Below are 22,344 nucleotides of genomic sequence, written 5' to 3' on the forward strand. Positions count from 1 at the left end.
AAGAAGAGACCGTCGTGAGAGCATGATGAGAACCGTCTCATCAGGACTCACCGAGCCGGTATCCCATCCCCCGCACGGTTTCGATCCGCTCGGCGCCGATCTTCGCGCGCAGGTACCGGATGTAGACGTCCACCACGTTCGATCCGGGATCGAAGTCGAAACCCCAGACCCCGCCGAGCAATTGCTCGCGGGAGAGCACCTGGCCGCGGTTGCGCAGTAACGTTTCCAGCAGCGCGAACTCGCGGGCGGTGAGGTCCTTCTCCTCCCCCGCGACCGAAACCTTCCGCGTGCGCAGGTCGAGCGAGAGCTCCCCGGCGCGCAGCACCGCCGGTTCGGCTTCGGGATTTCCCCGTAGCCGCAACCGGATCCGCGCCAGCAGTTCCTCGAACGCGAAGGGTTTGGCCAGATAGTCGTCGGCGCCGCCGGACAGTCCGGCGACCCGGTCGACGACGCTGTCCCGCGCGGTCAGGATGATCACCGGCACCGTCCGGCCCGCCGCGCGCAGGGCCCGCAGCAGATCCGAACCGTCGAGGTCCGGCAGCCCGAGGTCGAGGACGACCAGATCGTGCGCGCCGGTCAACGCCTCGGTCAGCCCTTCGGCGCCGGTCTTGACCCAGCGGGTCGCGAAACCCTGCGCCCGCAACCCTTTCTCGACGAACGCGCCGATCCGGGCGGAGTCCTCCACCACCAGCACACTGGTCACCGGTCCACACCTTCCGCGACGGGGATCTCGATGGTGAATCGCGCGCCTTCGCCGGGCGCGGTGTCGAGCAGGACTCGGCCGCCGTGAGCCTCGGCGATCGCGGCGACGATCGCCAGGCCGAGCCCGGCCCCGTCGTCTCCGCTGGAGTTGCTGCCGCGTTTGAAACGTTCGAAGATCCGGCTCCGCGAATCGGGCGGGACACCCTCGCCGGTGTCGCGGACCCAGAGCCGCGCCGTCGTCGCGGTCACTTCCGAGCCGAGGGCGATCTCCTGACCCGGCGAAGTGTGCCGGACGGCGTTGGAGACCAGTTGCAGCAAGGCCTGCGCGAGGCGCTGACCGTCCGCGCGGACGGTCAGCTCGGCGACCGCGTCCAGCCGCCAGGCGCGGTCGGCCAGCGGTCGGGATTTGGCGAGGGTCTCGACGGTGAGGTCGGCGAGGTCGGTGTCGCCGGGCGCGAGGAAGTCGGGGCTGCCGGATTTCGCGAGGATCAGCAGGTCGTCGACGATCCGTTGCATCCGCCCGAGTTCGTCGAGGACCAGATGCCGGGTGGCCGCGTTCTCCCCGGGATCGTCACCCATCAGCTCGATATGGCCGCGGACGATCGTGATCGGCGTGCGCAGTTCGTGTCCGGCGTCGTCGATGAAGTCGCGCTGTCCGGCGAAGGCGCTTTCGAGCCTGTCCAGCATCGTGTTGAAGGTGCGGCCGAGCGCGGCGACGTCGTCGGAGCCCCGGACCTCGATACGGCGGGAAAGGTCGGTCTCGCCGATCTGTTCGGCGGCCAGCCGGACCTCCCGCACCGGCGCGAGGATGCGGCCGGCGACCAGCCAGCCGATCAGCCCGGCCAGCACCAGCGCGGCCCCCGACATCGCGGCCATCACGCCGGCGACGTCGTTGATCTCGCCCGCGGCGTGGTCGACGAACTCGACGATCACCAGCGCGCCGCGGCCCGGTGAGCCCTCGATGGTCACCGGGACGACGCCGTAGCGCGCCGACCCGACAGCGGTGGTGACCGTGCCGTAGGCCGGGCTCGTGGCCCGGGACAGTTCGGCGACGAACTTCGGGTCGGTGTCGAGCCGGACCGGCGGCTCGATGGCGCTCCGCCTCGACGCCACGCCGTCGCTGATCGAGAAGAACGTCTCGTACTTCTCGGGCAGATTTCGTTCCAGATGACGGCCGAGGACCGCTTCGACGGTGGCGGGTTGCCCGGCCGGGCGGGCGTCCGATGACGCCAGGAAGGCGCGGAGCTTGCCGGTCTCGTGCGCGATCTCGTTGTCGAGCCGCTGGTCCAGCTGGTTGTGCAGGACGGTGCGGGTCGCCAGCAGCGACCCGGCGAGCGCCAGCAGCACGACCAGCAGGACCCACGCGAGGATCCGGGCGCGGGCGCTCATCGGCCCCGCTCAGTCGTCGAGGTCGAAGTCGAAATGGTCGTCATCGTCGCGGTCATGGTCATGGTCATGGTCATCATCGAGGTCGTCGTCGTGCCCGGCCAGCCGGGGCGGGACGACGGCGGGCGGCGCACCCGGCTCCCCCGGCCCGGTGACGGCCCGTCCCGCGGGGGCGACGACCGCCGGGCCGAGGTCGGGCGGCGAGGCCGCGGTGGCCGCGATGACGGCGAACGTGCCGGTGGCCGCCACCACTACGGCGGCGACCCCGGCCAGGACGATGATTCGGACTCGCATGACACCAGGCTGCCCGGTGCCGGTGAGCCACCGATGAGGACTCGATGAGAACTTTCTCATCGAGCCCGCGTCTCACTGGTGCGCGTGCGGATACTCCGGCGAGCGGTGCTGGAAGGACAGGATGTCGGTGTTGCGGATCTTGCCCTCGCTGATCTCGATCGCCCGGTCGAGGATCGGATCGGCGGCCCACGCGGACGGGCCTGCCAGCACCTGCTTCAGATGCGGCAGCAGGGCGCCGCTGATCTCCCAGGTCGCCGAATCCCAGAGGTAGGACGGGCTGTGGTCGACGGCGTAGTAGGTGAGGCCGCCGACCTCGAAGGTCGGTTCCATGAACGTCGTCGGCTTGGCCCAGCTGAAGCCCATCGCCTCGTCGCAGGACACGTCGATGACGAGGCTGCCGCGCCGGAACTCGGCGAGGTCTTCCTCGACGAGGAACGTCAACGGCGCCTTCGGGTCCTGCAGCACACAGTTGACGACGATGTCGTGCCCGGCGAGGAACTCCGCCAGCGGCACGCGGCCGTCCTCGGTGATGGCGTGGCTGCGGCGGAGGTCGGCCGGGCCTTTCAGGTCGTGGTCGAGATGCACGATGTTCGCCGAGTGGATCGGCGAACCGACCGCGGTGACGCCACGGTGGGTGAGCACGTGCACGTCGTGGATTCCGTGGGCGTTCAGCGCCGTCACCGAACCACGCGCCGTGGCGCCGAAGCCGATCACGACGGCGCGGAGACGGCGGCCGTAATCGCCGGTCGAGCCGGTCAGCTGCAGCGCGTGCAGCACCGAGCAATAGCCTGCCAATTCGTTGTTCTTGTGGAAGACGTGCAGGCCGAAAGAACCGTCGCTACGCCAGTGATTCATCGCTTCGAAGGCGATGAGGGTCAGTTTCCGGTCGATGGCCAGCTGGGTGATCTTGTCGTCCTGAACGCAGTGCGGCCAGCCCCAAAGGGTCTGCCCCGGCCGGAGTTCGGCCAGGTCTTCCGCGAGGGGTTTGGCGAGGAGAATGACGTCGCAGTCCGCGATCAGTTGTTCACGGGACCGCAGGCCCCCGACCAGGGGCGCGAGGTCCTCGTCCGGAATGCCGAAGCGTTCGCCGTAGCCGTTTTCGAGGAAAATGCGCTTACGGAGATCGGGGTCGATCCGCTCGAGATGTCGCGGATGGATCGGAAGCCGCCACTCGTTTTCTTTTCGCGAGTGGGAAATGACGCCGAGAGTGAGTTGGTCCACTTGGGGCCCCTTAAATAGGCCTCCAGTCTAAACGCAAGGCCCGGCGTGGACTCAGGGTGTCCGAGAGCATCCCGTGCGCAGGCGTTCGAGCCGGCGTCGTCCCTGCCGCCGCCGACGGCATCGAGGTGCTGCTCGCCGCGAGGTGAGAGGGACCGTTCCCCCTGCGGCCCATGGCGTAAAGTTCCCTTGAATCCAAGGGGGAATCCGTGCGTCTTCGGTCCGTGTTGTGTGCTGCCTTGATCTTGTTCGTCGCCGGCTGCGGAAGTACGCAGAAAACCGGCCAGGCCGCCGTGCCGAGCACCGCGGCGTCGAGTCCGGCGACGACGGCGGCCGCCACCGGGACCGAGCAGGCCATCCCGCGCACCCGGATCTCGCTGCCGGTTCCGGACGGCATGCGGGTGGAGCCGAGCCTGCCCGGCCTCGCCCGGTCGAACTCCCGGACCTCCATCGTGGTCGTGGAGCAGCCCACGAACGGCGAACCGGCCCGCGAGGCGATGGCCGAGACAGCGGCGGGCTTCACCAGCGAACAGGCTCGGCAGAAGGGGCTCGACCTGGAAAAGCCGGTCGAAACCACGATCGCCGGGTTCCCGGCCTTCCTGACCAGCGGCCACCAGCGGGCATCGGTGGGCACCTTCGCCAAGGTCAACGCGATCCTCGCCGCCGAGGACGTGCTGGTGATCATCACCGGCACCCTCGAACCGGGCGACCCGCTGACCGTCGACGACTTCAAGAAGGCCATCACCGGCGCCCGCTGGAGCACCGAGGCCGCGCCGGGCGACATCGGTTTCGACTTGACCCCGGCGGAGGGCTACCAGCGGAAGGAAGGCACCTCGAGCCTCAGCTTCACCCGTGGCGCGCAAGGCGGCCCCAAACTCATCGCCGCACCGTCGATGGGCGAGCCGCGGCTGCCGGAGGACAAGCGCGCCTACGCGGTCGACAGGTTCGGGAAGCTGCCGGCCAAGCCGTCCGCCGACACGGTGACCGAGGTGACGATCGCGGGGATGCCCGGTTTCGAGATCGTCGGCCACGACAGCAAGGGCAAGACCGCGTACGCCGTCATGACGTTCACTGAAACCGGGTACATCCTCGTCGGCGGCGACTTCGACCCGGCCAAGGACGGCGACCAGCTTCCCGCCTTCAAGCAGATGGCGCGGTCGCTGGTGCTCAAGTAGTCACTTGAACGCCGCCGCGTTCCGCGTCGCCCAGTCGGCGAAGGTCCGCCCTGGTCGTCCGAGCACCTTCTCGACGTCGGGGCTGACCCGCTGTTCGTCCTCCGTCGGCCTGCCGAGGATCGCGAGCGTGGCCTCCACGACCACCGGCGGCATGAACGCCGACATCGCGGCACGGGCCTCGTCTTCGCTCAGCTCGGCGAAGCGCAGCGGCTCGCCCAGCGCGGCGCCGAGGTCCGCCGCCTGCCGCCGCGGCGAGATCGGCTCGGGTCCGGTCAGCACGTAGGACCGGCCGTGGTGACCGGATTCCCGCAGCACGGCCGCCGCGACGTCGGCGATGTCGGCCGGGTCGATGACGGGCAGCTCGACGTCGCCGAACGGCGCCGCGACGACCCGATCGGCCCGGATGGCCGGTGCCCATTGGAAAGCGTTCGACGCGAAGCCTCCCGGCCGCAGCACTGTCCACTCCGGACTCGACGCCTTGACCGCCTCCTCGTACGCGGGCGCGTGCCGCCCGGTTCCGACGCCCTGGGAGGACAGGAGCACGATCCGGGCGCCATCGGCCGCCGCGACGACCTCGGCGACATCACCGCCCGCCCCCAGGAATTCTCCTGACGTCAGAAGGAAAACCCGGTCCGCGCCGTCGAAGACCTCCTTGAGCCCGTCGGCCCGGGCGAGGTCGGCCCGCACGGTCCGCACGCCGTCGGGAACCTCCGACGGCGAGATCCGGCGCGACACCGCCGTCACTTCTTCTCCTGCGGCGGCAAGGGTTTCCACCAGCAGACGTCCTACGTTCCCGGTCGCTCCGGTCACCACGATCATGGTCGCTCCTCGGTTCGCGTTTCGTTGACGCGGCCGAAGCTACCGGCCCGGGGATAGTAGGTACCTAGAGGAAAGTAATGGGAAAACCGGCCTTTCGTGAGCGTGATCACAACTTCGGAGACGTGAGGCCTGCCCGAAACCGTACTCGCCAAACTGTCCACAAGGGACACTTTCGACCGGCGAAATGTCCGGTCAGCGGCTTTCGATGGTGAGGGGAAGATCGAACGTGTCGTGCGGCGGGGCCACTGCCGCTCCTGCGCTCGCGTTCTCCTGGTAGCGAGGGCCGCCTTGCCTACTCTGACGGTAGCGATGGAGGCTTTCGCTACCGTCAGATGTGGTCCCTGGTGACAGTGGGACGGCTGTGACCTCGGCGGCCGGTCGTGAAGGAAGGCGTGACTCGCGTGCTTGAGGACGTAACTCACGTGCCTGGATGCCGCACTCGAGAGTGCGGAGTCCGAACACGCGAGATCCGGGTCTGAGCACGCGAGTGTGGCCAACACCCGGGAGGCGAGACCTCCGGAGGACTTCCGATGGTGACCACTTAGTCTCGGGCCCATGCCCGAAACCGCACTCGGCCCGCTGCGCGTCCTCGACTTCTCGCGGGTGCTCGCCGGCCCGTTCGCCACCATGTTGCTGGCCGATCTCGGCGCGACGGTGATCAAGGTGGAGCGGCCGGGCATCGGCGACGACACCCGCAGCTGGGGGCCGCCCTACGACGCGACCGGTCAGGCGACGTACTTCCAGTCGGTCAACCGGAACAAGACGAGTGTGGCGCTGGATCTCGGCGACCCGGAGGACCGCGCCCATGCCCGTGCGCTGGCTCTGGAGGCCGACGTCGTGGTCGAGAACTTCCGGCCCGGCGTGATGGACCGGCTCGGTCTCGGCCCGGAGGTCCTGCTGGCGGCGAATCCCGGCCTCGTCTTCTGCTCCGTCACTGGTTTCGGTTCCGGCGGCGGCGCCGCGCTGCCCGGTTACGACCTGCTCATCCAGGCCGTGGGCGGGCTCATGAGCATCACCGGCGACCCGGCGGGCGAGCCGCAGAAGGTCGGCGTCGCGCTCGTCGACGTCCTGGCCGGGCTGTTCGCGAGCGTCGGCATCCTCGCCGCCTTGCGCCACCGCGACCGCACCGGGCAGGGGCAGCGTGTCGAGATCGACCTGCTGTCCAGTCTGCTCGCCGCGCTGGTGAACCAGGGCAGCGCGTACACCTCCGGCGGGACGGTCCCGGCGCGGATGGGCAACCGGCACCCGAGCATCGCCCCCTACGAACTCCTCCCCTGCGCCGATCACGAACTCGCGCTCGCCGTCGGCAACGACCGGCAGTTCGCGGCGTTGTGCGAGGTCATCGGCCTGCCGGAGGTCGCGGGCGACGTCCGGTTCGCGACCAATCCGGCGCGGGTCGTGCACCGGGCCGAACTCCGCGCGCTGCTCGAAGACCACCTGGGCAGGCGCCCGGCGGCCGAGTGGGCGGCGGAGTTGAGCGCGGCCGGGGTGCCCGCCGGAGAGGTCAACGACGTCGCGGGCGCGTTCGCCCTCGCGGAACGGCTCGGCCTGAACCCGACGGTCGATCTCCCCCGGCCCGACGGCACCTCCGTGCGGCTGACCCGCAACCCGATCGGCCTGTCGGCGACGCCGCCGCGATACGAGACCGCGCCACCGGACGACCCCGGGCAGCTCACCCTTCCCTTGCCCGGCTGGAGCTGACGAAGGGCCGTCAGCGGATTGTCAGTGCTTCGTCAACGTCGGCCGCGAAGCTCCTGCCATGACCAACAGGACAGTCCTCATCTCCGGCGCGAGCATCGCCGGTCCCGCCCTCGCCTTCTGGCTCTCCCGCCAGGGCTACGCGGTCACCGTCGTCGAACGGACGGCGGAACTCCGCACCGGCGGCCAGGCGGTCGACTTCAAGGGCGCGACCCACCGCACCGTGCTGGACCGGATGGGGATCCTCGACGAGGTGTACCGGCGCCAGACCGGCGGGCACGACCAGACCATCATCGACGCCACGGAGCGGCCGCTGGCCGTCATGCCCGGCGAGTTCACCGGCGGCGACGTCGAGATCCGGCGCGGCGACCTGGCCGCGATCCTCTACGAACGGACCGCTCAGGACTGCGAGTACGTCTTCGGCGATTCCATCGCCTCGCTGACCGAAACGGCCGACGGCGTCGACGTCACCTTCGAGCGCGGTGCGCCGAGGCGGTTCGACCTCGTCTTCGGCGCGGACGGCATCCACTCCGCTGTGCGACGGCTGGCGTTCGGCCCGGAAGCCGACTACGTGGAACACCTCGGCCACTACTACGCCCTGGTCGAGACCGGGGAGAGCGACGACTTCCGCGGCCCCGGCGGCAACTCGATCATGTACAACGAGCCCGGCAGGCTCGCCGCCACCGGCGGGCCCAAGGCGGCCGCGTTCTTCGTGTTCGCCTCCCCCGAAATCGCCTACGACCGTTACGACACCGGGCAGCAGAAGGAGATCCTGACCGCCGCGTTCGCCGACGGCGGCTGGCGGCTGCCCGAACTGATGGAGGCGGTGAACCGTTCGGAGGACGTCTACCTGGACTCGATCAGCCGGGTCACGATGGACGGCTACTCCACCGGCCGCGTCGCGCTCCTCGGCGACGCCGCGTACGGCAACACCTTGGGCGGCTTCGGCACCGGGCTCGCCATCGTGGCCGCGTACGTCATCGCCGGGGAACTCGCCGCGGCGGACGGCGACCACGAGGTGGCCTTCCGGCGGTACGACGAGAAGTTCCGCGGCTACGCCAAGGTGGCCCGCGGCGCCAACGCCGGCCCGTTCCTCGCGCCGCCGACGAAACTGCGGATCAAGCTGCGCGACCAGCTGTTCCGGCGGGCGTTCATGCTGCGCTGGATGCTGTGGGTGACCGACAAGTTCGCCACCGACATCACCCTCGACGAGTACCCGGCGCTCGCCCGTGGTGTCGATTCAACGAGGTGATTCACAGAGCCGGCGCGGCGCCCTGGCCGCGCTCGTCCCCGGCCCCGTGCTCGACGACCTGGAGCAGGAGGCCCGCCGCCACCCGCACGATCTCCCGTTCGGCGGGAGTCAGCGTTTCGTCGAAGGCCCGCGCCAGCCAGCGGTTGCCGTCCCGCACATGCGCGCGCAGGGCCTCGCGGCCCTCGCCGGTGATCGCGATCCGCTGAGCCCGCCGGTCGTGCTCGTCGGGGCGCCGCGCGACGCGGCCTTCGGCTTCGAGCGCGTTCAGCACCCTGGTCAGGGACTGCGGCTGGAGTCCTTCGATCGCGGCGAGCGCGCTGACGGTCAGCGGCCCGCTGTGCCGCAGATTCGCCAGCACCGACGCGGCCAGCCTGCTCAAGCCGCGGTCTTCCCCGGGTTGTTCGGCCCGAAGCCGGGACGACAACCGCGAAACGGCCCAGCGCACCGACTCCGCGACCTGCGTGGTTTCACTCACAGTACAACGCTAACACTTGCTTCTTTCGCGACCAGTCCAGGTGGGAGCACGTTATAAGCAAGCGTACGCTTCGTATATGGCTCCGGGTCCGTGGCGTGTGTTCTGGGGTCTGCTGGAGCACGATCTGCTGATCACCCGCAAACAGCTCGGCGGGGTGCTGGCGCAGGTGCTCATGCAACCCCTGCTGATGCTGCTGGTGTTCGGGAAGGTCCTCGGCACACTCGGCTACACCCCGCCCGGCTACGCGCGGCTGCTCCTTCCCGGGGCTGGTCGCGCTGAACGCGTTCTTCGCCGCCGCACAGAACGCGTCCTTCCCGCTCGCCATGGAATTCGCCACCCGCACCATCGAGAACCGGCTGCGGGCCCCCGTGCCACTCGCCTGGATCGTGGTCGAGCGGATCTTCGCGGCGGCGTCACGGGGCCTGGTCACCGCCGTCCTCATGGTCCCGGTCGGCGCGCTCGTACTCGGTGAGCTGTCCTGGCGGGCGGCCGGTCTCCCGGCCGCGTTCGGCTACACCGTGCTCGGCGCGCTGGCCGGTGGCGCGGCCGGGGTGACGATCGGCTCACTGGTCTCCCCCGCCCGGATCGGCCTCACCTTCTCGCTGGTGATGCCGCCGTTGCTGTTCACCGGTTCCGCGCAGTTCCCCTTCCCCGAACTCGCCGCCGTCCCCTGGTTCCGGGCGCTGACCCCGCAGGTCGCCCACCTGCCCGCCTGGGCTCTGCGCGCTCGGGCTGGCCGTGGCGCCGGCCGTGTTCACCCCCGCGAGTCTCTGGGCGTTCCGAAGGCGGGCGATCACCTGACTTTCGGGGTGCGGGATCCCCCGCGCCGTGGTCGGCTGGGTTTCCCGCGTGACGTTTCCGGGGAAGCCGTGTCTTAACGATTGTCACCGGACCTTGGTGATGTGAAGGGAGCTTCGGCATGACGGCGCTGCACAGGTGCGCTCGATGACGACGTCGGCGAGAAGTGACGCGCCCGCCGCCGGCGAAACGGTGCTGGACGACGCGACACTCGTGGCGCGCGCCCGCGACGGCGAGATCCGCGCGTACGAGCAGCTCGTCCTGCGGTTCCAGGGGCCGATGTACCGGCTGGCGCTGCGGATGCTGGGGAACAAAGGGGACGCCGAGGACGTCGTCCAGGAGGTGTTCCTCGTCGCCTGGCGGCGGCTCGATCAGCTGCAGGAGGACGCGGCGTTCGTCGGCTGGCTCTACCGGACGACGACCAACCGGTGCCTGAACGTGATCCGCGCCAGGAAGCCGGTGGCCGACGTCGAGCTGGACCAGCAGGAATCCACCGGTTCGGCGGGGCGGCCGGAGCGCGCGGCCGAGACGAGCGCGCAGCTGGCGGCGCTGACCGGGGCGCTGGACCGGCTGACCGCCGAGCAACGGGCCTGCTGGCTGCTGCGGGAGGTCCACGGCCGCTCCTACGAGGAGATCGCGAAGGCGATCGGGACGACCACCACCGCGGTGCGCGGACGCATCGCACGAGCACGAGCGGAGTTGGCGGAGGTGATGGCTCCATGGCGATGAACCACGCGACTCAGGACTACTTGCTCCCGTGCGGCCGGGACGTCGAACTGGTGTGGGAACGGCTCGACGAGGTCGACGCGGGCCACGCGGACGCGCACGAACTCGAATGCCCGCACTGCCGGGCGACCCACGAGAGCCTCCGCGTGCTGCGCGGACTGACCAGGGAGCTGGCCGACGACGACACCGAGCCGTCGCCGGATCTCACCAGCCGCATCATGTCCGCGGTCCGCGCCGAGGTCCGGCGTCGCGACCTGGTGCCGCTGGACAGCGCGGAACCGGGCGAAGTCCAGGTGAGCGATCAGGCGGTCGCGGCGGTGCTGCGGTTCGCCGCGGATTCCGTGGACGGCGTCCGCGCGCGACGCTGCCGGGTCCTGCCCGCGCCGGACATCACCGACCTGACGGCCGTGAACGTGGAACTGAGCCTGGCGATCGCCCATGACTTCGACGGTGACTCGCTGGACGTGGTCCGTGAGCGGGTCACGGCGGCGGCGGGAGCCAGGGTCGGTCTTCGCCTGGCCCGGCTCGATCTGGTGGTGGAGGACATTTATGACGCCTGATCAGGCCCCTGCCAGACAACTGACCGAAACGGTGATCTCCCCGCCGGTGATCGCGGCGGTCGCCGCGCACGCCGCGGCGAAGGTCCCCGGCGTGGTACGCCTGGAACCCGGGTTGCGCGGGCTGGCAGGCTCGCTGACCCGGATCGCGCGACAGCGGATCAAGGGCCTCGAACCAGCGCCGACCGAAGGAGTCCGTGCGGCCGTCGACCAGGGCGACGTGCGGGTGGAGATCGACCTTTCGCTCTCCGGGCTGGACCAGGCCGCCGCGACCGCGCAAGCGGTGCAGCGTGCCGTCAGCCAGGCGGTCACCGAGGCGACCGGGCTCACCCCCTCGGCCGTCTCGGTGTCCATTTTGGACATCGAAATCCGTGGAGGACTGTTGTGACCGCACGTTCCGAACTGACCGCTTCGCTGCTGAGCACGCTCCGCGACGTACCGGGGCTGCGCGCGGCGACGCCGTCCACCACGGCCGCCGCCTCGGCGGTGCCGTGGGATCTCGACGTGATGGCAGTCGACATCACCGAGAACGTCGTCGAGATCCGCGTCGTCGCGCTGGAGGTGCCGATCCCGCCGCTCACGGAGGCCGCCGGGGCCGCCTTGCGCGCGGTGCTGACCGGAACCCCTTGGGAGAACGCGAGTCTGCGTCTCGTGGTGACCGACGTGGACGCCGCCGCGCTCGTTCCCTGACAGACGAAGATCGCGGTGGCCGCGCCCGAGGGCATGGCCACCGCGATCAGGGGTGGGGACCTAGTTCTTGTTGGTGCCCGGGGTCAGCACCTTGTCGATGACGAACACGGTGGCGTTCTTGGTGGGGATGTTGCCGCACAGGACCTTCGCGCCGTTGACGGTCATGTTCTCGCCGGAGCCCTCGATCTTGACCGGGCCGCCCGCGGTGTTCAGGCTCTCCACGGACTTGGCGGACTCCAGGCCCTTGGCGTCGTAGCGCTTCCCGACGACGTGGTACTGCAGGATCGGGGCCAGCTGGTCCGGCTTGCCCGCCAGCTCGGCGAACTTGGCGTCACCCAGCGCGGCGAAGGCCGGGTCCGCCGGGGCGAACACGGTGATGGCCTGCTGGCTGTTGAGCGTGTCCACCAGGTTGGTGGCCTTGACCGCGGCGACCAGCTTGGTCAGCAGCGGGTTGGTCGACGCGGCGCTGGCCACCGGCTGCGGGCCCATCGAGTCCAGCGAACCCGCCGCACTGCCCTGCGGCAACTGCGAACACGCGGGGCCGAACACGTCGGCGTTGGTGGTGACACCGTCACCCGAGGCGGCACTGGACATCGGGGCCGACATCGACGAGGACGGGGCGGGCGCGGGGGCGCTGCTGGAGCTGCCGGACGAAGCGCTGTCATTGCTGCTGCAGGCGGCCAGGGCCAGCGCGGTGACCGCGGTGAAACCGATTCCTGCGACGCGAAGCTTGTTCACGGAAAATCACTCCATTTGTTTTTCGGACTCTTACCGGGTATTCGGAACCACCACGGAATCGGATTGCCACTCTTTCGAGTGACCCCGATCACCGTGCGGTGAAACTGATGACATGCCAGCCCGTCGCACCGTCCGGAACGGTTCCGGCGCGGGCGTCGGTCTGGGTGTAGCCGGATTTGTCGACCGCGCGGACGGTGACCTGATGGCTGCCTGCCGGGACGTCGAATTCGGTCCACCACATCCGCCAGGTGTTGAGGCCCACCTCACGGGAAAGCATTGCGGGCTGCCAGTTCCCGCCCGCGCCGAGCCGGACTTCGACCCGCTCGACACCGGTGTGCTGCGCCCACGCGACACCCGAGATCCGGACCTTGCCCGCGGATACCGTTTCGAATCCTTTCGGACTGTCGATCCTGGACTGCGTTTTGATCGGAGCCTGTTCACCCCAGCCGCGGTCGAGCCAATACGCGCGGCGCGCTTTCCAGGTGGTGATCTCCAGATCCTTGACCCATTTCGTCGCCGAAACGTAGCCATAGAGACCGGGGATGACCATTCGGGCGGGAAAACCGTGTTCGACCGGCAGCGGTTCCCCGTTCATCCCGATCGCCAGCATCGCGCCCCGCTCCGGATCGAGCGCGGCGACGACCGGGCTGCCCGCCGTCCAGCCGTCGACGCTGGTGGAGAAGATCTGCTCGGCACCGGGCAGGACTTCGGCCTCCCGCAACAGCTCTCCGAGGTCCACGCCGATGAAGTTCGCCGTCGACACGTAGGTGCCGCCGACCTCGTTGGACACGCAGGTCATGGTGATCGTGCGCTCGATCAGCGGCCGGTTGCGGATGTCGTCGTAGCTGTACCGTTTTTCGTTGCGCACCATGCCGTGCAGGCGGAGACTCCAGTCCTCGGCCCGGACCTGCGGCACCGACAGGGCGGTGTCGACGCGGTAGAAGTCGCGGTTCGAGGTGAGGAACGTCGGCGTGCCCAGTTTGGCGAAATCCGCGTCGGCCGGGATCGGCGGCGCCGGCTCGGCGGGAACGAGCCGCCCGATGGCCGCGCGGGAGGACTCCGCGTCTCGCGTGCCGGCGAGAAGCTGCCCTCCGGCCCCCGCCGCCCCCGCGGCCACGACGGCACCCGCCCCGGCCAGCAGCACCGACCGGCGCGACGGAGCGGCGCCGGAAGCCTCCTCGACGGTTCGGGACCTCGTGATGGCGAGGCGATGCAGCCAAAAGAAGACGCCGACTCCGGCGATCAGGCTGGCCAGCGGCGCGAGCAGGGCGACCGAATCGAGGTCGGGACGCTGCGACACGGCGAAACCGCCCAGCAGACCGAAGGCGGCGATCAGCACGATCCCCGGAACGGGCGACCGGCGCGAGGCGACCCCCGCCGCGGCCGCGGCGAGCACCATCACCACGGCCATCCCGCCGAGCAGCACGAGCTTGTCGTAGACACCGAACGTGCGGACCGCGAAATCCTTCAGCTCGATCGGGGTCAGATCGATCGCCCCGTTGCCGACCGCCAGGTACGGCGAAGCGTTGGCGCTGATGAACCCGGCCACCAGATGACCGGCCGCCAGTGCCGCGGCGAGGGCCACGACACCGATCAGCGCCGCTCCGAAGAAGGGGAGGCGTTGGTCGGTGTCGGCCCGCGAAGTCTTCATGCCAGGTATTCGCAGCCGTCGGGGCTATGGACTGGTTTCCTTTTGCGGCAAGGGAAACCGGCGCTTTTCGCAGAGGGGGTCACCAAGTGTTCGTGGCGGAGGGCTTCGCGGACGGGTCACGAATCGGACACGGGCGCGAGTGCCGCTCACGAGAGCCTGCCCGCCCAGGTACATGAAGGACCCCTTCCTTGCGCCTAGGTACAGGAAGGGGTCCTTCATGTACCTAGGCAAGGTGTGAAGGTCGGGTTTCCTCGGCTGAGCCGAGGGAAGGAGGCCTTCACGGACCGGGGCCTGGCACCAACCGCACGACCACCCCGGCCTACCACCCGCCCGAGTTGCCCTGCTCACCCCGGCTTGCATGGTCATACACACCTATGCATATACTTCCATCATGTCCAAGGTACTCACCTCTCTGCCTGTCGGCGAACGCGTCGGGATCGCCTTCTCCGGCGGCCTCGACACCTCGGTAGCGGTCGCGTGGATGCGCGAGAAGGGTGCTGTGCCGTGCACCTACACCGCTGACATCGGCCAGTACGACGAACCCGACATCGCGTCGGTCCCCGGCCGGGCGAAGGCCTACGGCGCCGAGATCGCGCGCGCTGTCGACTGCAAGGCCGCGCTGGTCGAGGAAGGGCTCGCGGCGCTGGCCTGCGGCGCCTTCCACATCCGCAACGGCGGTCGCACCTACTTCAACACGACCCCGCTCGGCCGCGCGGTCACCGGCACGCTGCTGGTGCGCGCGATGCTCGAGGACGACGTCCAGATCTGGGGCGACGGCTCCACCTTCAAGGGCAACGACATCGAGCGGTTCTACCGTTACGGCCTGCTCGCGAACCCGTCCCTGCGGATCTACAAGCCGTGGCTGGACGCCGCGTTCGTCAGCGAGCTCGGCGGCCGCAAGGAGATGTCCGAGTGGTTGCAGGCCCACGGCCTGCCCTACCGGGACAGCACCGAGAAGGCCTACTCCACGGACGCGAACATCTGGGGCGCGACGCACGAGGCCAAGTCGCTCGAACACCTCGACACCGGCATCGAGATCGTCAACCCGATCATGGGCGTCCGGTTCTGGGACGCCGACGTCGAGATCGCGCCCGAGGACGTCACGATCGGCTTCGAACAGGGCCGTCCGGTGACGATCAACGGCAAGGAGTTCGCCACCGCGGTCGACCTGGTCCTGGAGGCCAACGCGATCGGCGGGCGGCACGGGCTCGGCATGTCCGACCAGATCGAGAACCGGATCATCGAGGCCAAGAGCCGCGGCATCTACGAGGCGCCGGGGATGGCGCTGCTGCACGCCGCGTACGAGCGGCTCGTCAACGCGATCCACAACGAGGACACCCTCGCCAGCTACCACAACGAAGGCCGCCGCCTCGGCAGGCTGATGTACGAAGGCCGCTGGCTGGACCCGCAGGCGATGATGCTGCGCGAGTCGCTGCAGCGGTGGGTCGGCGCGGCCGTCACCGGCGAGGTCACCCTGCGGCTGCGGCGCGGCGAGGACTACTCGATCCTCGACACCACCGGCCCGTTCTTCAGCTACCACCCGGACAAGCTGTCGATGGAGCGCACCGAGGACTCGGCGTTCGGCCCGGTGGACCGGATCGGCCAGCTCACCATGCGGAACCTCGACATCGCGGACTCGCGCGCCAAGCTCGAGCAGTACGCCGGGCTCGGCATGGTCGGCGGCGGGCATCCGACGCTGATCGGCGCCGCGCAGGCCGCGTCGACCGGGCTGATCGGGGCGATGGACGCGGGCGGCGCGCAGGCGATCGCCTCCCGCGGCAAGGCCTCGGCCGAGGACGAACTGCTCGACCACGCCGCGATCGAATCCGGCACGGACTGACCCGAACAGCCGGGACGCGAAAGCGCCGGGCGCGCGGCATCGAAGCCGTTCGCCCGGCGCTGTTCTCATTCGGCCGGTGGCCCGTTCACTTGCCGCTGAGCTCGGACCGCCGGTGCCCCAGTTCGTCGATCAACCGCTTGATCTCGACCTGACCGATCGCTTCGGCCAGGACGGAGACCGACGCGATGCTCTCGATCTGGTACTGGACCGGCACCCCGCCCGAGGCCCGCGACTGCGCTTCGGCCTCCGCCTTCTTCTCCGCTTCGACGGCGCTGAAGACACTCCCGGCCCCGCCGTTGACGCAGCTGATCGAGCCCGAGCCGTTCAGCGGCAGGGTCGCCGTTTCCCGGCAACTGCCCGCCGAACGGCCGCCGATGGTCACGTTCGCCGTCATCGTGGCGTTGACCTGACCGGTGACCTTCCCGCCGCTGTTCGCGGAGGCGGAGTTGGACACGTTCGCGGTCACCGTGCAGCCCGAACTGCTGCACGCCACGGTCGCCGCACCGTCCATGTCGAACCGCACACCGGTGTCGACGGCGTCGGACAGCTTCTGGGTGTTCACCATCAGGTTTTCGTAGACTTCGACGGTTTCCGACGGCGACAAAGCGTCCACATCGGAGTCACCGACTCCCGCGCCGGGCGGCATCTGCGGCAGCGACCCCGCGTCGGGCATCGTCGGGACCTTGGGCATCGACGGCATCTTCACCGAGTAGCGAAGAAGCCGATGCGGCGCCTCCTTCGAGACGTACAGGTCCCCGGCGGGCGTGCTCGCCTTGAGCGCGGGGACGTCCCGGACGGTCTCGTTCTGGTCGCCGGGGATGTCCTCCGCCCGCTCCAGCGCCTCGCGCAGGCGGGCGGCGAGCTTCTCCGGGGACTCGAACTGCTGCAGGACCGGGCCGAACAGCGCTTCCTCGCCGGTTATCCACCGGTCCTTGAGGTCTTCGGTACCCGCCGAGTCCGCGCCCAAGCCGGGCAGCAGGCCGTCGGGTGCCTTGAAGAAGACCTTTCCGCCGACGACCAGGAGCTCGATCTTCTTGCCCTGGAAGGACATCGTGCCGGACGTCTCGCCGTACGCGGTGGTCTTCACGTCCGTCTCGATCATCCCGCCGACCGCGGAGGTGCTGTTGCGGACGGCCGGCGCCGAGGAAAGGCCTGCCAACGCCTGCTCGAAGGGTTCGCGGCCGGCTTTCGACGGCCACAGCAGCCAGGTCGTCAGACCGGCGAGGAGCACCAGCACCAGCCCGGCGATACCGCCGAACAGCAGCCACCGGGGTTTCCGGGCAGGCGGCGCCGGTGCCGGTTGCGGGACCCAGCCCTGCGGCGGCGGCCACTGCGCGCCTCCGGGTGGGAATGTTTGCTCCACGTCGCCCTCCATCACTGAATTCACCGGACGGCATGACGCTATGGAGGGATGATGAAAACTTGATGAAACGCGTGGGGACGGATCCCGGCCGCGCCGGGCGGACGCGGCCGGGAAGCGGGTGTCAGCCCTTACGGGCGAACGAGATCCGGTGCAGCCCGCCGGGTGTTTCGTCGGCCAGGTACAGCTCTCCGTTCAGATCGGTGCCGAACGTGGTGGCGTCGAGCGGGAACTCGCCGATCCGGGCGCTTTCGTAGGTGCCGTCGGCCTTCTTGCGGACGGCCCAGGCGGTTCCCTGGCAGAAGTCGGTGGCGAGGTAGGTCCCGCCCGCCAGCGAGGCGTACTTCCTGCCGCGGTAGACGTGCCCGCCGATCACCGCGCAGCCCTCCGTGCCGGAGACGTAGTGGAAGACCGGGTCGGTGTAGGTCACGCCGTCCTTGCAGCGCGTCTCGTCGAAAACGACCGGACCTTCCTTGCAGGACCAGCCGAGGTTCGCGCCGCCCTTGCCCTTCGCGAGGTGGTCGACCTCCTCGAACCGGCCCTGGCCGACGTCGCCGATCCACAGCGAGCCATCGGCCCGATCGAAGGAGAACCGCCACGGATTGCGGAGCCCGTACGCCCAGATCTCCGGCCGCGCGCCCGCGACACCCACGAACGGGTTGCCCGCCGGGACGCAGTAGCGCAGCGGACGGCAAGCGCGGTTGACGTCGACGCGCAGGATCTTGCCGAGCAGCGTGTCCAGCCGCTGCCCGCTGGCCAGCGGATCGCCGCCTCCGCCGCCGTCACCGATCCCCCAGTACAGGTACCCGTCCGGGCCGAAGGCCAGCTGGCCGCCGTTGTGGTTGGGGAATTCGGCATGCGGCTGGGTCAGCAGTTCGGTGAGCTCCCCGGTGTCCAGCCGGACCCGTGCCAGCGTCACCGCGCTGTCGGACTTGCGGGTGTAGGCGACGTACGCGCGCCTGTCCTTGGCGATCGCGAGCCCGAGCAGCCCGCGTTCGACGTCCGCGCCGTTCACCTTGTCGCTGATGTCCAGAACCGGTTTGGCGGCGAGCCCGGTCCTGGGATGGTAGGCCCGGACGACGCCTCTCTTCTCCACGATGAGGATCCGGCCGCTCCCGTCGTCGAGCGCCGTGATCGCGGTCGGGTTCACCAGCCCGGACGCGACCTTGGTCGCCGTGGCGGTCAGTTCGCCGAGCGGAACACCCCGCGCTTCCACGGTTTCCGCGCTGCTCGCGGCCGGGAGCAGCGCTCCGGCCAAGGCGAGCCCGGCCACCAGGGACAACCCCCGGCGGAGGTGCCGTCGCGTCATGTGGACTCCAATCGCCGTTGAATGGTCTGGTCCAATTCAAGCGCGGCCGGAGCAGCGGCGGTACCTCCATCCGCGAGCTTTTCGTCGGTTTCTTTCCGCCGGAGCCCCGTTGCCCACTCGCCCAAGATCGTTTTCTCGGCGTTCACTCTTCTTTCGGGGCAATTCGGACATGAGCCATACCCCTGAGTAGCCACATGTATGACCTCTGTATGCTCCGCTCTCGCTCGATGGGATTAGTCATCCCCCATCTGGGCGAGCCGTTGCGGTCGGGGCCTGTGGTCGCATTCGGCACTGGCATTCGTGGTCCGTATTCGGATGGGAGACACATGCACGGCAGGTCAGTTCTGGTTCGCGGCGGGATCGCGGTGGCCACCGCGGCCGTCGCGCTGACGATGGCGGCCCCGGCCGCCCTCGCGGACGACGGCGCGGCTCGCGGCCGGGTCGTCGAAGGCAGCGGCACCGACGGTTTCAGCGTCAACTTCGAGGGCGGGCAGAAGTACGTCACGAAGCTGTTCGGGCTGAAGCTCTCCGACGGCAGCAAGCTCAAGATGTACTGCGTGCAGGTCGAGGTCGGCATGCGCACCGACCAGGACATGATCGAACGTCCCTGGAACAAGTACCCGGACGCCGCTTCGCCGTTCAACAAGAACAACGCGAAGATCAACTGGGTGCTGCACCACGGCTACCCGGCGGTCGCCGTGAAGAAGATCGAGGGCGCGCTCGGCAAGGACGTCAAGCTGAACGGCGGCCTGTCCGTCGAAGAGGCCGTCACCGCGACGCAGGCCGCCGTCTGGCACTTCAGTGACGGCAAGAACCTCGACCGCAAGAAGCCGCTGCCGCACGAGGGCGCCGAAGAGTCCGCCGACGTGCTGGCCGTTTACGACTACCTCGTCGGCAAGGACAACGTCGGCATCGGCCAGCAGCCGAAGCCGACCCTCGACATCGGCCCGGCCAAGGCCTCCGGCGCGACCGGCTCCAGGATCGGCCCGTTCAGCGTGGCCACCACCGGTGACATCACCGAGCTGACCAGCAAGCTGCCCGAGGGCGTCAAGGTCACCGACGCCGACGGCAAGGAGATCAAGGCGGCCGCCATCAAGGACGGCACCAAGGTCTACGTCGACGTCCCCAAGGACGCCAAGGACGGCAACGGCTCCTTCACGCTGAAGGTCAGCGGCCACCTCGACACCGGCCGCCTGTTCGTGGGCGAGAACTACGCCAAGGTGCCCGCCCAGTCCCTGATCGTGGCGGAGTCCGAGAAGACCTCGGTCGTCGCGAACGCGACCGCGAGCTGGAAGCAGGGCGGCGCGCCCGTCACCGAAACCCCGGCCCCCACCACCCCCGGTGGCGCCGAGTCGGGTGGCGGCGACGAGCTGGCCAACACCGGTGCTTCCGCGACCATGCCGCTGGTGATCGGCGGCGCGCTCCTCGGCGCGGGTGTGCTGATGGTGCTGCTGGTGCGCCGTCGCCGTAGCGAGGCGTAAGAAACGAACGACGAAAGCGGGGCCGGTCCACTGTGGACCGGCCCCGCTTTCGTTGGGGGGGCGTGAGTGGCAAGGGCATCGGAACGTGGCGGGTCGGGTTGGTCGTGAGTGGCGTTTCGGGTTGGAACCCGAAACGCCACTCACGACCCGCCGGACCGGCGCGCGTCGTAGTGCGTGCCCGGCGTATGCCCGAAGGCGCGGCGGAAGACGTCGATGAACGCACTGGTCGACGACCACCCGCAAGCGTGCGCCACCGCGGTCACCGGGGTGTTCTCGGCCAAGAGGACCAAAGCGCGGTAGAGCCGCAGCTGCGTGCGCCATTGCGGGAACGTCATGCCGAGGTCGGCTTTGAAGAGCCGGGCCAGGGTGCGGTCGCTCGCCCCGACGCGGGCGCCGAGGGCGGCCAGGGTCCGGTTGTCGGCCGGATCGGCGCTGAGGACCTCGCACAAGGCACGCAGCCGGGGATCGGCCGGCGTCGGTAAGTGCAGGGGTTGCTGCGGCGAGGCACGAAGCCGGTCGAGCAGGACCGCCCGCAGCCGTCGGCGCTCCGGGGTGTCGTCGTGCGGCGGGTCGGTGTAGGCACGGATCAGTTCGCGCAGGAGCGGGCCGACTGCGAGCACGCTGGGCTCGGCCAGCCGCAACGGGTTCACCGTGGCGGGCAGGCCGATCAACCGGAGTTCGAGGTCGCCGTGCGCCTGATGGGCGTGCACGGTCCCGGCGGGCACCCAGATGGCCCTGGTGGCGGGCGCGACCCAGGAGCCCCTGTCGGTGGTGATGGCCAGTACGCCACGGGCGGCGTAGACGACTTGGTGATCGTCGTGCCGGTGCGCGTCGACCGTCGTGCCGGAGGCCAGTGACCGGACCTGGGTCGGCGCCGCGGGCAAGTGGCGGATTTCCGTCATCACCTGTCATTTTATCGGAAGCGCGACAGCCGTGGCCGCGACGAACATGGCGGGATGCCGAAGAACAAAGCGATCGTCCTGCTCGCGGCCGGGCACGCGTGCGTGGACGTGTATCAGGGTTCGGTCGCCGCACTGGTGCCGTTCTTCGCCGCCGAGCGCGCCTACGGATACGCGGCGGTGTCGGGCATCGTGCTCGCCGCGTCGCTGCTGTCGTCGGTGGCGCAGCCGGTGTTCGGCGCGCTGACCGACCGATGGGCGATGCCGTGGCTGCTGCCGACGGCCACTCTCCTCGGCGGGCTAGGCATCGGCCTCGGCGGACTGTTCGGCTCGTACGCCCTGACGCTCGTTTTCGTCGCGGTGTCGGGAATCGGCGTGGCCGCCTACCACCCCGAGGCGGCGCGGGTCGCGAGAATCGCCGGCGGCGGCGGGCATACGGCCATGGGCTGGTTCTCCCTCGGCGGGAACATCGGCTTCGCCGCCGCGCCCGTGCTCGTCGCCGCGGTCATGTCCCTCGGCGGGCTCCGGATGTCGCCACTGCTCGTCGTGCCCGGGCTGGCGGGCGCCGTGCTCTGCCTGCCCGTCCTGCGCGCGCTCGCCGGAACCGCCCGCTTCGGCGGCTCGTCGGCGGACGCCGCGGGCGTCGACGACTGGAGGTCCTTCATCAGGTTGTCGGTGGCGGTGGTCTTCCGTTCGATCGTGTTCGTCGGGCTGAGCACGTTCGTCTCGCTCTACGCCCAGCAGCGGGTCGGTGGCGGCACGACGACGGGCAGTGCCGCGCTGTTCCTGCTCTACCTCGGCGGCGCCGCGGGCACCCTGCTGGGCAGCAGGCTGGCCGGACGCCGGGACCGCGTCACCGTGGTACGCCGGTCGTATCCGGCCACCATCGGCGCGGTCGCGGGCGTCGTGTTCGTGCCGGGCCCGGCGCTCTTCCCGTTCGTCCTGCTGGCCGCGGTGTGCCTGTACATCCCGTTCTCCCTGCAGATCACGCTCGCCCAGGACTACCTCCCCGGTCGCGTCGGCACCGCCAGCGGTGTCACTCTCGGCCTGGCGGTCAGTATCGGCGGTCTCGCGAGCCCCGTCATCGGCACCGTCGCGGACCACACCTCCCTCCAGACGGCGCTGCTGCCGCTGATCGCGCTGCCGCTTTTGTGCTGGATCACAACGCGCACCCTGTCGGAGCCGTACTCCGTCCAAACCGGAACGGCCGCGGAAGAAGAAATGTCAAAAACGCGTCTGTAAATGATGTACGGCCCTGTACATCATCGGTTACCGG

Annotated in this window: 22 protein-coding genes; 11 read left to right on the top strand and 11 right to left on the bottom strand. The window is 69.6% G+C overall.

The genetic code is table 11. The features are described from left to right. Positions 1-40: 40 nt before the first annotated feature. From ACLJO0_RS24290 to ACLJO0_RS24305, 4 genes are all read right to left on the bottom strand, one after another. Complete coding sequence (locus tag ACLJO0_RS24290) at positions 41-703, bottom strand: response regulator transcription factor (protein WP_125793310.1); 663 nt, start codon at positions 701-703, stop codon at positions 41-43. Continuing rightward, on the bottom strand, positions 700-2,091 hold the full coding sequence (locus tag ACLJO0_RS24295) for a sensor histidine kinase (RefSeq protein ID WP_410580655.1): 1,392 nt from the start codon (positions 2,089-2,091) through the stop codon (positions 700-702). Before ACLJO0_RS24295 ends, ACLJO0_RS24290 begins: the two co-directional genes overlap by 4 nt. A gap of 9 nt (positions 2,092-2,100) precedes the next feature. Continuing rightward, positions 2,101-2,382, bottom strand: coding sequence for a hypothetical protein (locus ACLJO0_RS24300; protein WP_410580656.1), 282 nt, complete (start codon positions 2,380-2,382; stop codon positions 2,101-2,103). Between the two features lie 72 nt (positions 2,383-2,454). Next, positions 2,455-3,603 carry a N(5)-(carboxyethyl)ornithine synthase gene (locus ACLJO0_RS24305; protein ID WP_410580657.1) on the bottom strand — a complete coding sequence of 383 codons (1,149 nt, stop codon included), beginning with the start codon at positions 3,601-3,603 and terminating at the stop codon, positions 2,455-2,457. 236 nt (positions 3,604-3,839) lie between these two features. Between ACLJO0_RS24305 and ACLJO0_RS24310 the strand changes: the two genes are divergently transcribed. After that, complete coding sequence (locus ACLJO0_RS24310; RefSeq protein WP_410580658.1) at positions 3,840-4,775, top strand: hypothetical protein; 936 nt, start codon at positions 3,840-3,842, stop codon at positions 4,773-4,775. Here ACLJO0_RS24310 and ACLJO0_RS24315 read toward each other — a convergent pair whose 3' ends face one another. Further along, on the bottom strand, positions 4,776-5,594 hold the full coding sequence (locus ACLJO0_RS24315) for an NAD(P)H-binding protein (RefSeq protein ID WP_410580659.1): 819 nt from the start codon (positions 5,592-5,594) through the stop codon (positions 4,776-4,778). Positions 5,595-6,149: 555 nt separating this feature from the next. On the opposite strand from ACLJO0_RS24315, the gene ACLJO0_RS24320 reads away from it, so the two are divergent. After that, complete coding sequence (locus ACLJO0_RS24320; RefSeq protein WP_410580660.1) at positions 6,150-7,295, top strand: CaiB/BaiF CoA transferase family protein; 1,146 nt, start codon at positions 6,150-6,152, stop codon at positions 7,293-7,295. Between the two features lie 58 nt (positions 7,296-7,353). Further along, a complete protein-coding gene (locus ACLJO0_RS24325; protein WP_410580661.1) occupies positions 7,354-8,544 on the top strand; it encodes an FAD-dependent monooxygenase in 1,191 nt (396 codons plus the stop codon). 1 nt (position 8,545) lies between these two features. Here the strand turns inward: ACLJO0_RS24325 and ACLJO0_RS24330 are convergent, their stop codons facing one another. Continuing rightward, complete coding sequence (locus tag ACLJO0_RS24330) at positions 8,546-9,019, bottom strand: MarR family winged helix-turn-helix transcriptional regulator (protein ID WP_410580662.1); 474 nt, start codon at positions 9,017-9,019, stop codon at positions 8,546-8,548. Positions 9,020-9,342: 323 nt separating this feature from the next. Between ACLJO0_RS24330 and ACLJO0_RS24335 the strand changes: the two genes are divergently transcribed. From ACLJO0_RS24335 to ACLJO0_RS24355, 5 genes are all read left to right on the top strand, one after another. Then, complete coding sequence (locus ACLJO0_RS24335; protein ID WP_410580663.1) at positions 9,343-9,897, top strand: hypothetical protein; 555 nt, start codon at positions 9,343-9,345, stop codon at positions 9,895-9,897. 67 nt (positions 9,898-9,964) lie between these two features. Next, positions 9,965-10,546, top strand: coding sequence for an RNA polymerase sigma factor (locus ACLJO0_RS24340; protein ID WP_410580664.1), 582 nt, complete (start codon positions 9,965-9,967; stop codon positions 10,544-10,546). After that, positions 10,537-11,103, top strand: coding sequence for an anti-sigma factor family protein (locus ACLJO0_RS24345; RefSeq protein ID WP_410580665.1), 567 nt, complete (start codon positions 10,537-10,539; stop codon positions 11,101-11,103). Before ACLJO0_RS24340 ends, ACLJO0_RS24345 begins: the two co-directional genes overlap by 10 nt. Further along, entirely contained in the window at positions 11,093-11,488 is a 396-nt protein-coding gene (locus tag ACLJO0_RS24350; protein ID WP_410580666.1) for an Asp23/Gls24 family envelope stress response protein, read from the top strand. The genes ACLJO0_RS24345 and ACLJO0_RS24350 overlap by 11 nt, the downstream gene beginning before the upstream one ends. Beyond that, positions 11,485-11,790: a hypothetical protein gene (locus ACLJO0_RS24355; protein WP_125789493.1), complete on the top strand. Its 306-nt coding sequence runs from the start codon at positions 11,485-11,487 to the stop codon at positions 11,788-11,790. The genes ACLJO0_RS24350 and ACLJO0_RS24355 overlap by 4 nt, the downstream gene beginning before the upstream one ends. A 60-nt stretch (positions 11,791-11,850) precedes the next feature. On the opposite strand, the gene ACLJO0_RS24360 is transcribed toward ACLJO0_RS24355, so the two are convergent. Both ACLJO0_RS24360 and ACLJO0_RS24365 read right to left on the bottom strand, forming a co-directional pair. Beyond that, positions 11,851-12,528 (bottom strand): fasciclin domain-containing protein, encoded by a 678-nt coding sequence (locus ACLJO0_RS24360; RefSeq protein WP_125793297.1) that lies wholly within the window; start codon positions 12,526-12,528, stop codon positions 11,851-11,853. 88 nt (positions 12,529-12,616) lie between these two features. After that, the gene (locus ACLJO0_RS24365; protein WP_410580667.1) at positions 12,617-14,179 is read right to left on the bottom strand and encodes a molybdopterin-dependent oxidoreductase; all 1,563 of its coding nucleotides are present in this window, start codon (positions 14,177-14,179) and stop codon (positions 12,617-12,619) included. Between the two features lie 391 nt (positions 14,180-14,570). On the opposite strand from ACLJO0_RS24365, the gene argG reads away from it, so the two are divergent. After that, positions 14,571-16,019, top strand: coding sequence for an argininosuccinate synthase (argG, locus tag ACLJO0_RS24370; RefSeq protein ID WP_410580668.1), 1,449 nt, complete (start codon positions 14,571-14,573; stop codon positions 16,017-16,019). Between the two features lie 85 nt (positions 16,020-16,104). On the opposite strand, the gene ACLJO0_RS24375 is transcribed toward argG, so the two are convergent. Both ACLJO0_RS24375 and ACLJO0_RS24380 read right to left on the bottom strand, forming a co-directional pair. Next, the gene (locus tag ACLJO0_RS24375) at positions 16,105-17,382 is read right to left on the bottom strand and encodes an SON protein (protein WP_410580669.1); all 1,278 of its coding nucleotides are present in this window, start codon (positions 17,380-17,382) and stop codon (positions 16,105-16,107) included. A 121-nt stretch (positions 17,383-17,503) separates the two neighbouring features. Next, entirely contained in the window at positions 17,504-18,688 is a 1,185-nt protein-coding gene (locus ACLJO0_RS24380) for a PQQ-dependent sugar dehydrogenase (protein WP_410580670.1), read from the bottom strand. Between the two features lie 326 nt (positions 18,689-19,014). On the opposite strand from ACLJO0_RS24380, the gene ACLJO0_RS24385 reads away from it, so the two are divergent. Further along, positions 19,015-20,169, top strand: coding sequence for a Cys-Gln thioester bond-forming surface protein (locus tag ACLJO0_RS24385; RefSeq protein WP_410580671.1), 1,155 nt, complete (start codon positions 19,015-19,017; stop codon positions 20,167-20,169). Positions 20,170-20,309: 140 nt separating this feature from the next. Here the strand turns inward: ACLJO0_RS24385 and ACLJO0_RS24390 are convergent, their stop codons facing one another. Then, positions 20,310-21,071 carry a helix-turn-helix domain-containing protein gene (locus ACLJO0_RS24390; protein WP_410580672.1) on the bottom strand — a complete coding sequence of 254 codons (762 nt, stop codon included), beginning with the start codon at positions 21,069-21,071 and terminating at the stop codon, positions 20,310-20,312. Positions 21,072-21,125: 54 nt separating this feature from the next. Between ACLJO0_RS24390 and ACLJO0_RS24395 the strand changes: the two genes are divergently transcribed. Beyond that, positions 21,126-22,310 (top strand): MFS transporter, encoded by a 1,185-nt coding sequence (locus ACLJO0_RS24395; RefSeq protein ID WP_410580673.1) that lies wholly within the window; start codon positions 21,126-21,128, stop codon positions 22,308-22,310. Positions 22,311-22,344 lie beyond the last annotated feature (34 nt).

The organism is Amycolatopsis sp. lyj-108 (assembly GCF_046549005.1).
Lineage (GTDB): Bacteria > Actinomycetota > Actinomycetes > Mycobacteriales > Pseudonocardiaceae > Amycolatopsis.

Excerpts from the sequence above, each read along its gene's own strand:
- ACLJO0_RS24295 (WP_410580655.1), bottom strand. The coding sequence starts at position 2,091 with ATGAGCGCCCGCGCCCGGATCCTCGCGTGGGTCCTGCTGGTCGTGCTG.
- ACLJO0_RS24300 (WP_410580656.1), bottom strand. The coding sequence starts at position 2,382 with ATGCGAGTCCGAATCATCGTCCTGGCCGGGGTCGCCGCCGTAGTGGTG.
- ACLJO0_RS24315 (WP_410580659.1), bottom strand. The coding sequence starts at position 5,594 with ATGATCGTGGTGACCGGAGCGACCGGGAACGTAGGACGTCTGCTGGTG.
- ACLJO0_RS24320 (WP_410580660.1), top strand. The coding sequence starts at position 6,150 with ATGCCCGAAACCGCACTCGGCCCGCTGCGCGTCCTCGACTTCTCGCGG.
- ACLJO0_RS24325 (WP_410580661.1), top strand. The coding sequence starts at position 7,354 with ATGACCAACAGGACAGTCCTCATCTCCGGCGCGAGCATCGCCGGTCCC.
- ACLJO0_RS24335 (WP_410580663.1), top strand. The coding sequence starts at position 9,343 with ATGGAATTCGCCACCCGCACCATCGAGAACCGGCTGCGGGCCCCCGTG.
- ACLJO0_RS24340 (WP_410580664.1), top strand. The coding sequence starts at position 9,965 with ATGACGACGTCGGCGAGAAGTGACGCGCCCGCCGCCGGCGAAACGGTG.
- ACLJO0_RS24345 (WP_410580665.1), top strand. The coding sequence starts at position 10,537 with ATGGCGATGAACCACGCGACTCAGGACTACTTGCTCCCGTGCGGCCGG.
- ACLJO0_RS24350 (WP_410580666.1), top strand. The coding sequence starts at position 11,093 with ATGACGCCTGATCAGGCCCCTGCCAGACAACTGACCGAAACGGTGATC.
- ACLJO0_RS24365 (WP_410580667.1), bottom strand. The coding sequence starts at position 14,179 with ATGAAGACTTCGCGGGCCGACACCGACCAACGCCTCCCCTTCTTCGGA.
- argG (WP_410580668.1), top strand. The coding sequence starts at position 14,571 with ATGTCCAAGGTACTCACCTCTCTGCCTGTCGGCGAACGCGTCGGGATC.
- ACLJO0_RS24380 (WP_410580670.1), bottom strand. The coding sequence starts at position 18,688 with ATGACGCGACGGCACCTCCGCCGGGGGTTGTCCCTGGTGGCCGGGCTC.
- ACLJO0_RS24385 (WP_410580671.1), top strand. The coding sequence starts at position 19,015 with ATGCACGGCAGGTCAGTTCTGGTTCGCGGCGGGATCGCGGTGGCCACC.
- ACLJO0_RS24390 (WP_410580672.1), bottom strand. The coding sequence starts at position 21,071 with ATGACGGAAATCCGCCACTTGCCCGCGGCGCCGACCCAGGTCCGGTCA.
- ACLJO0_RS24395 (WP_410580673.1), top strand. The coding sequence starts at position 21,126 with ATGCCGAAGAACAAAGCGATCGTCCTGCTCGCGGCCGGGCACGCGTGC.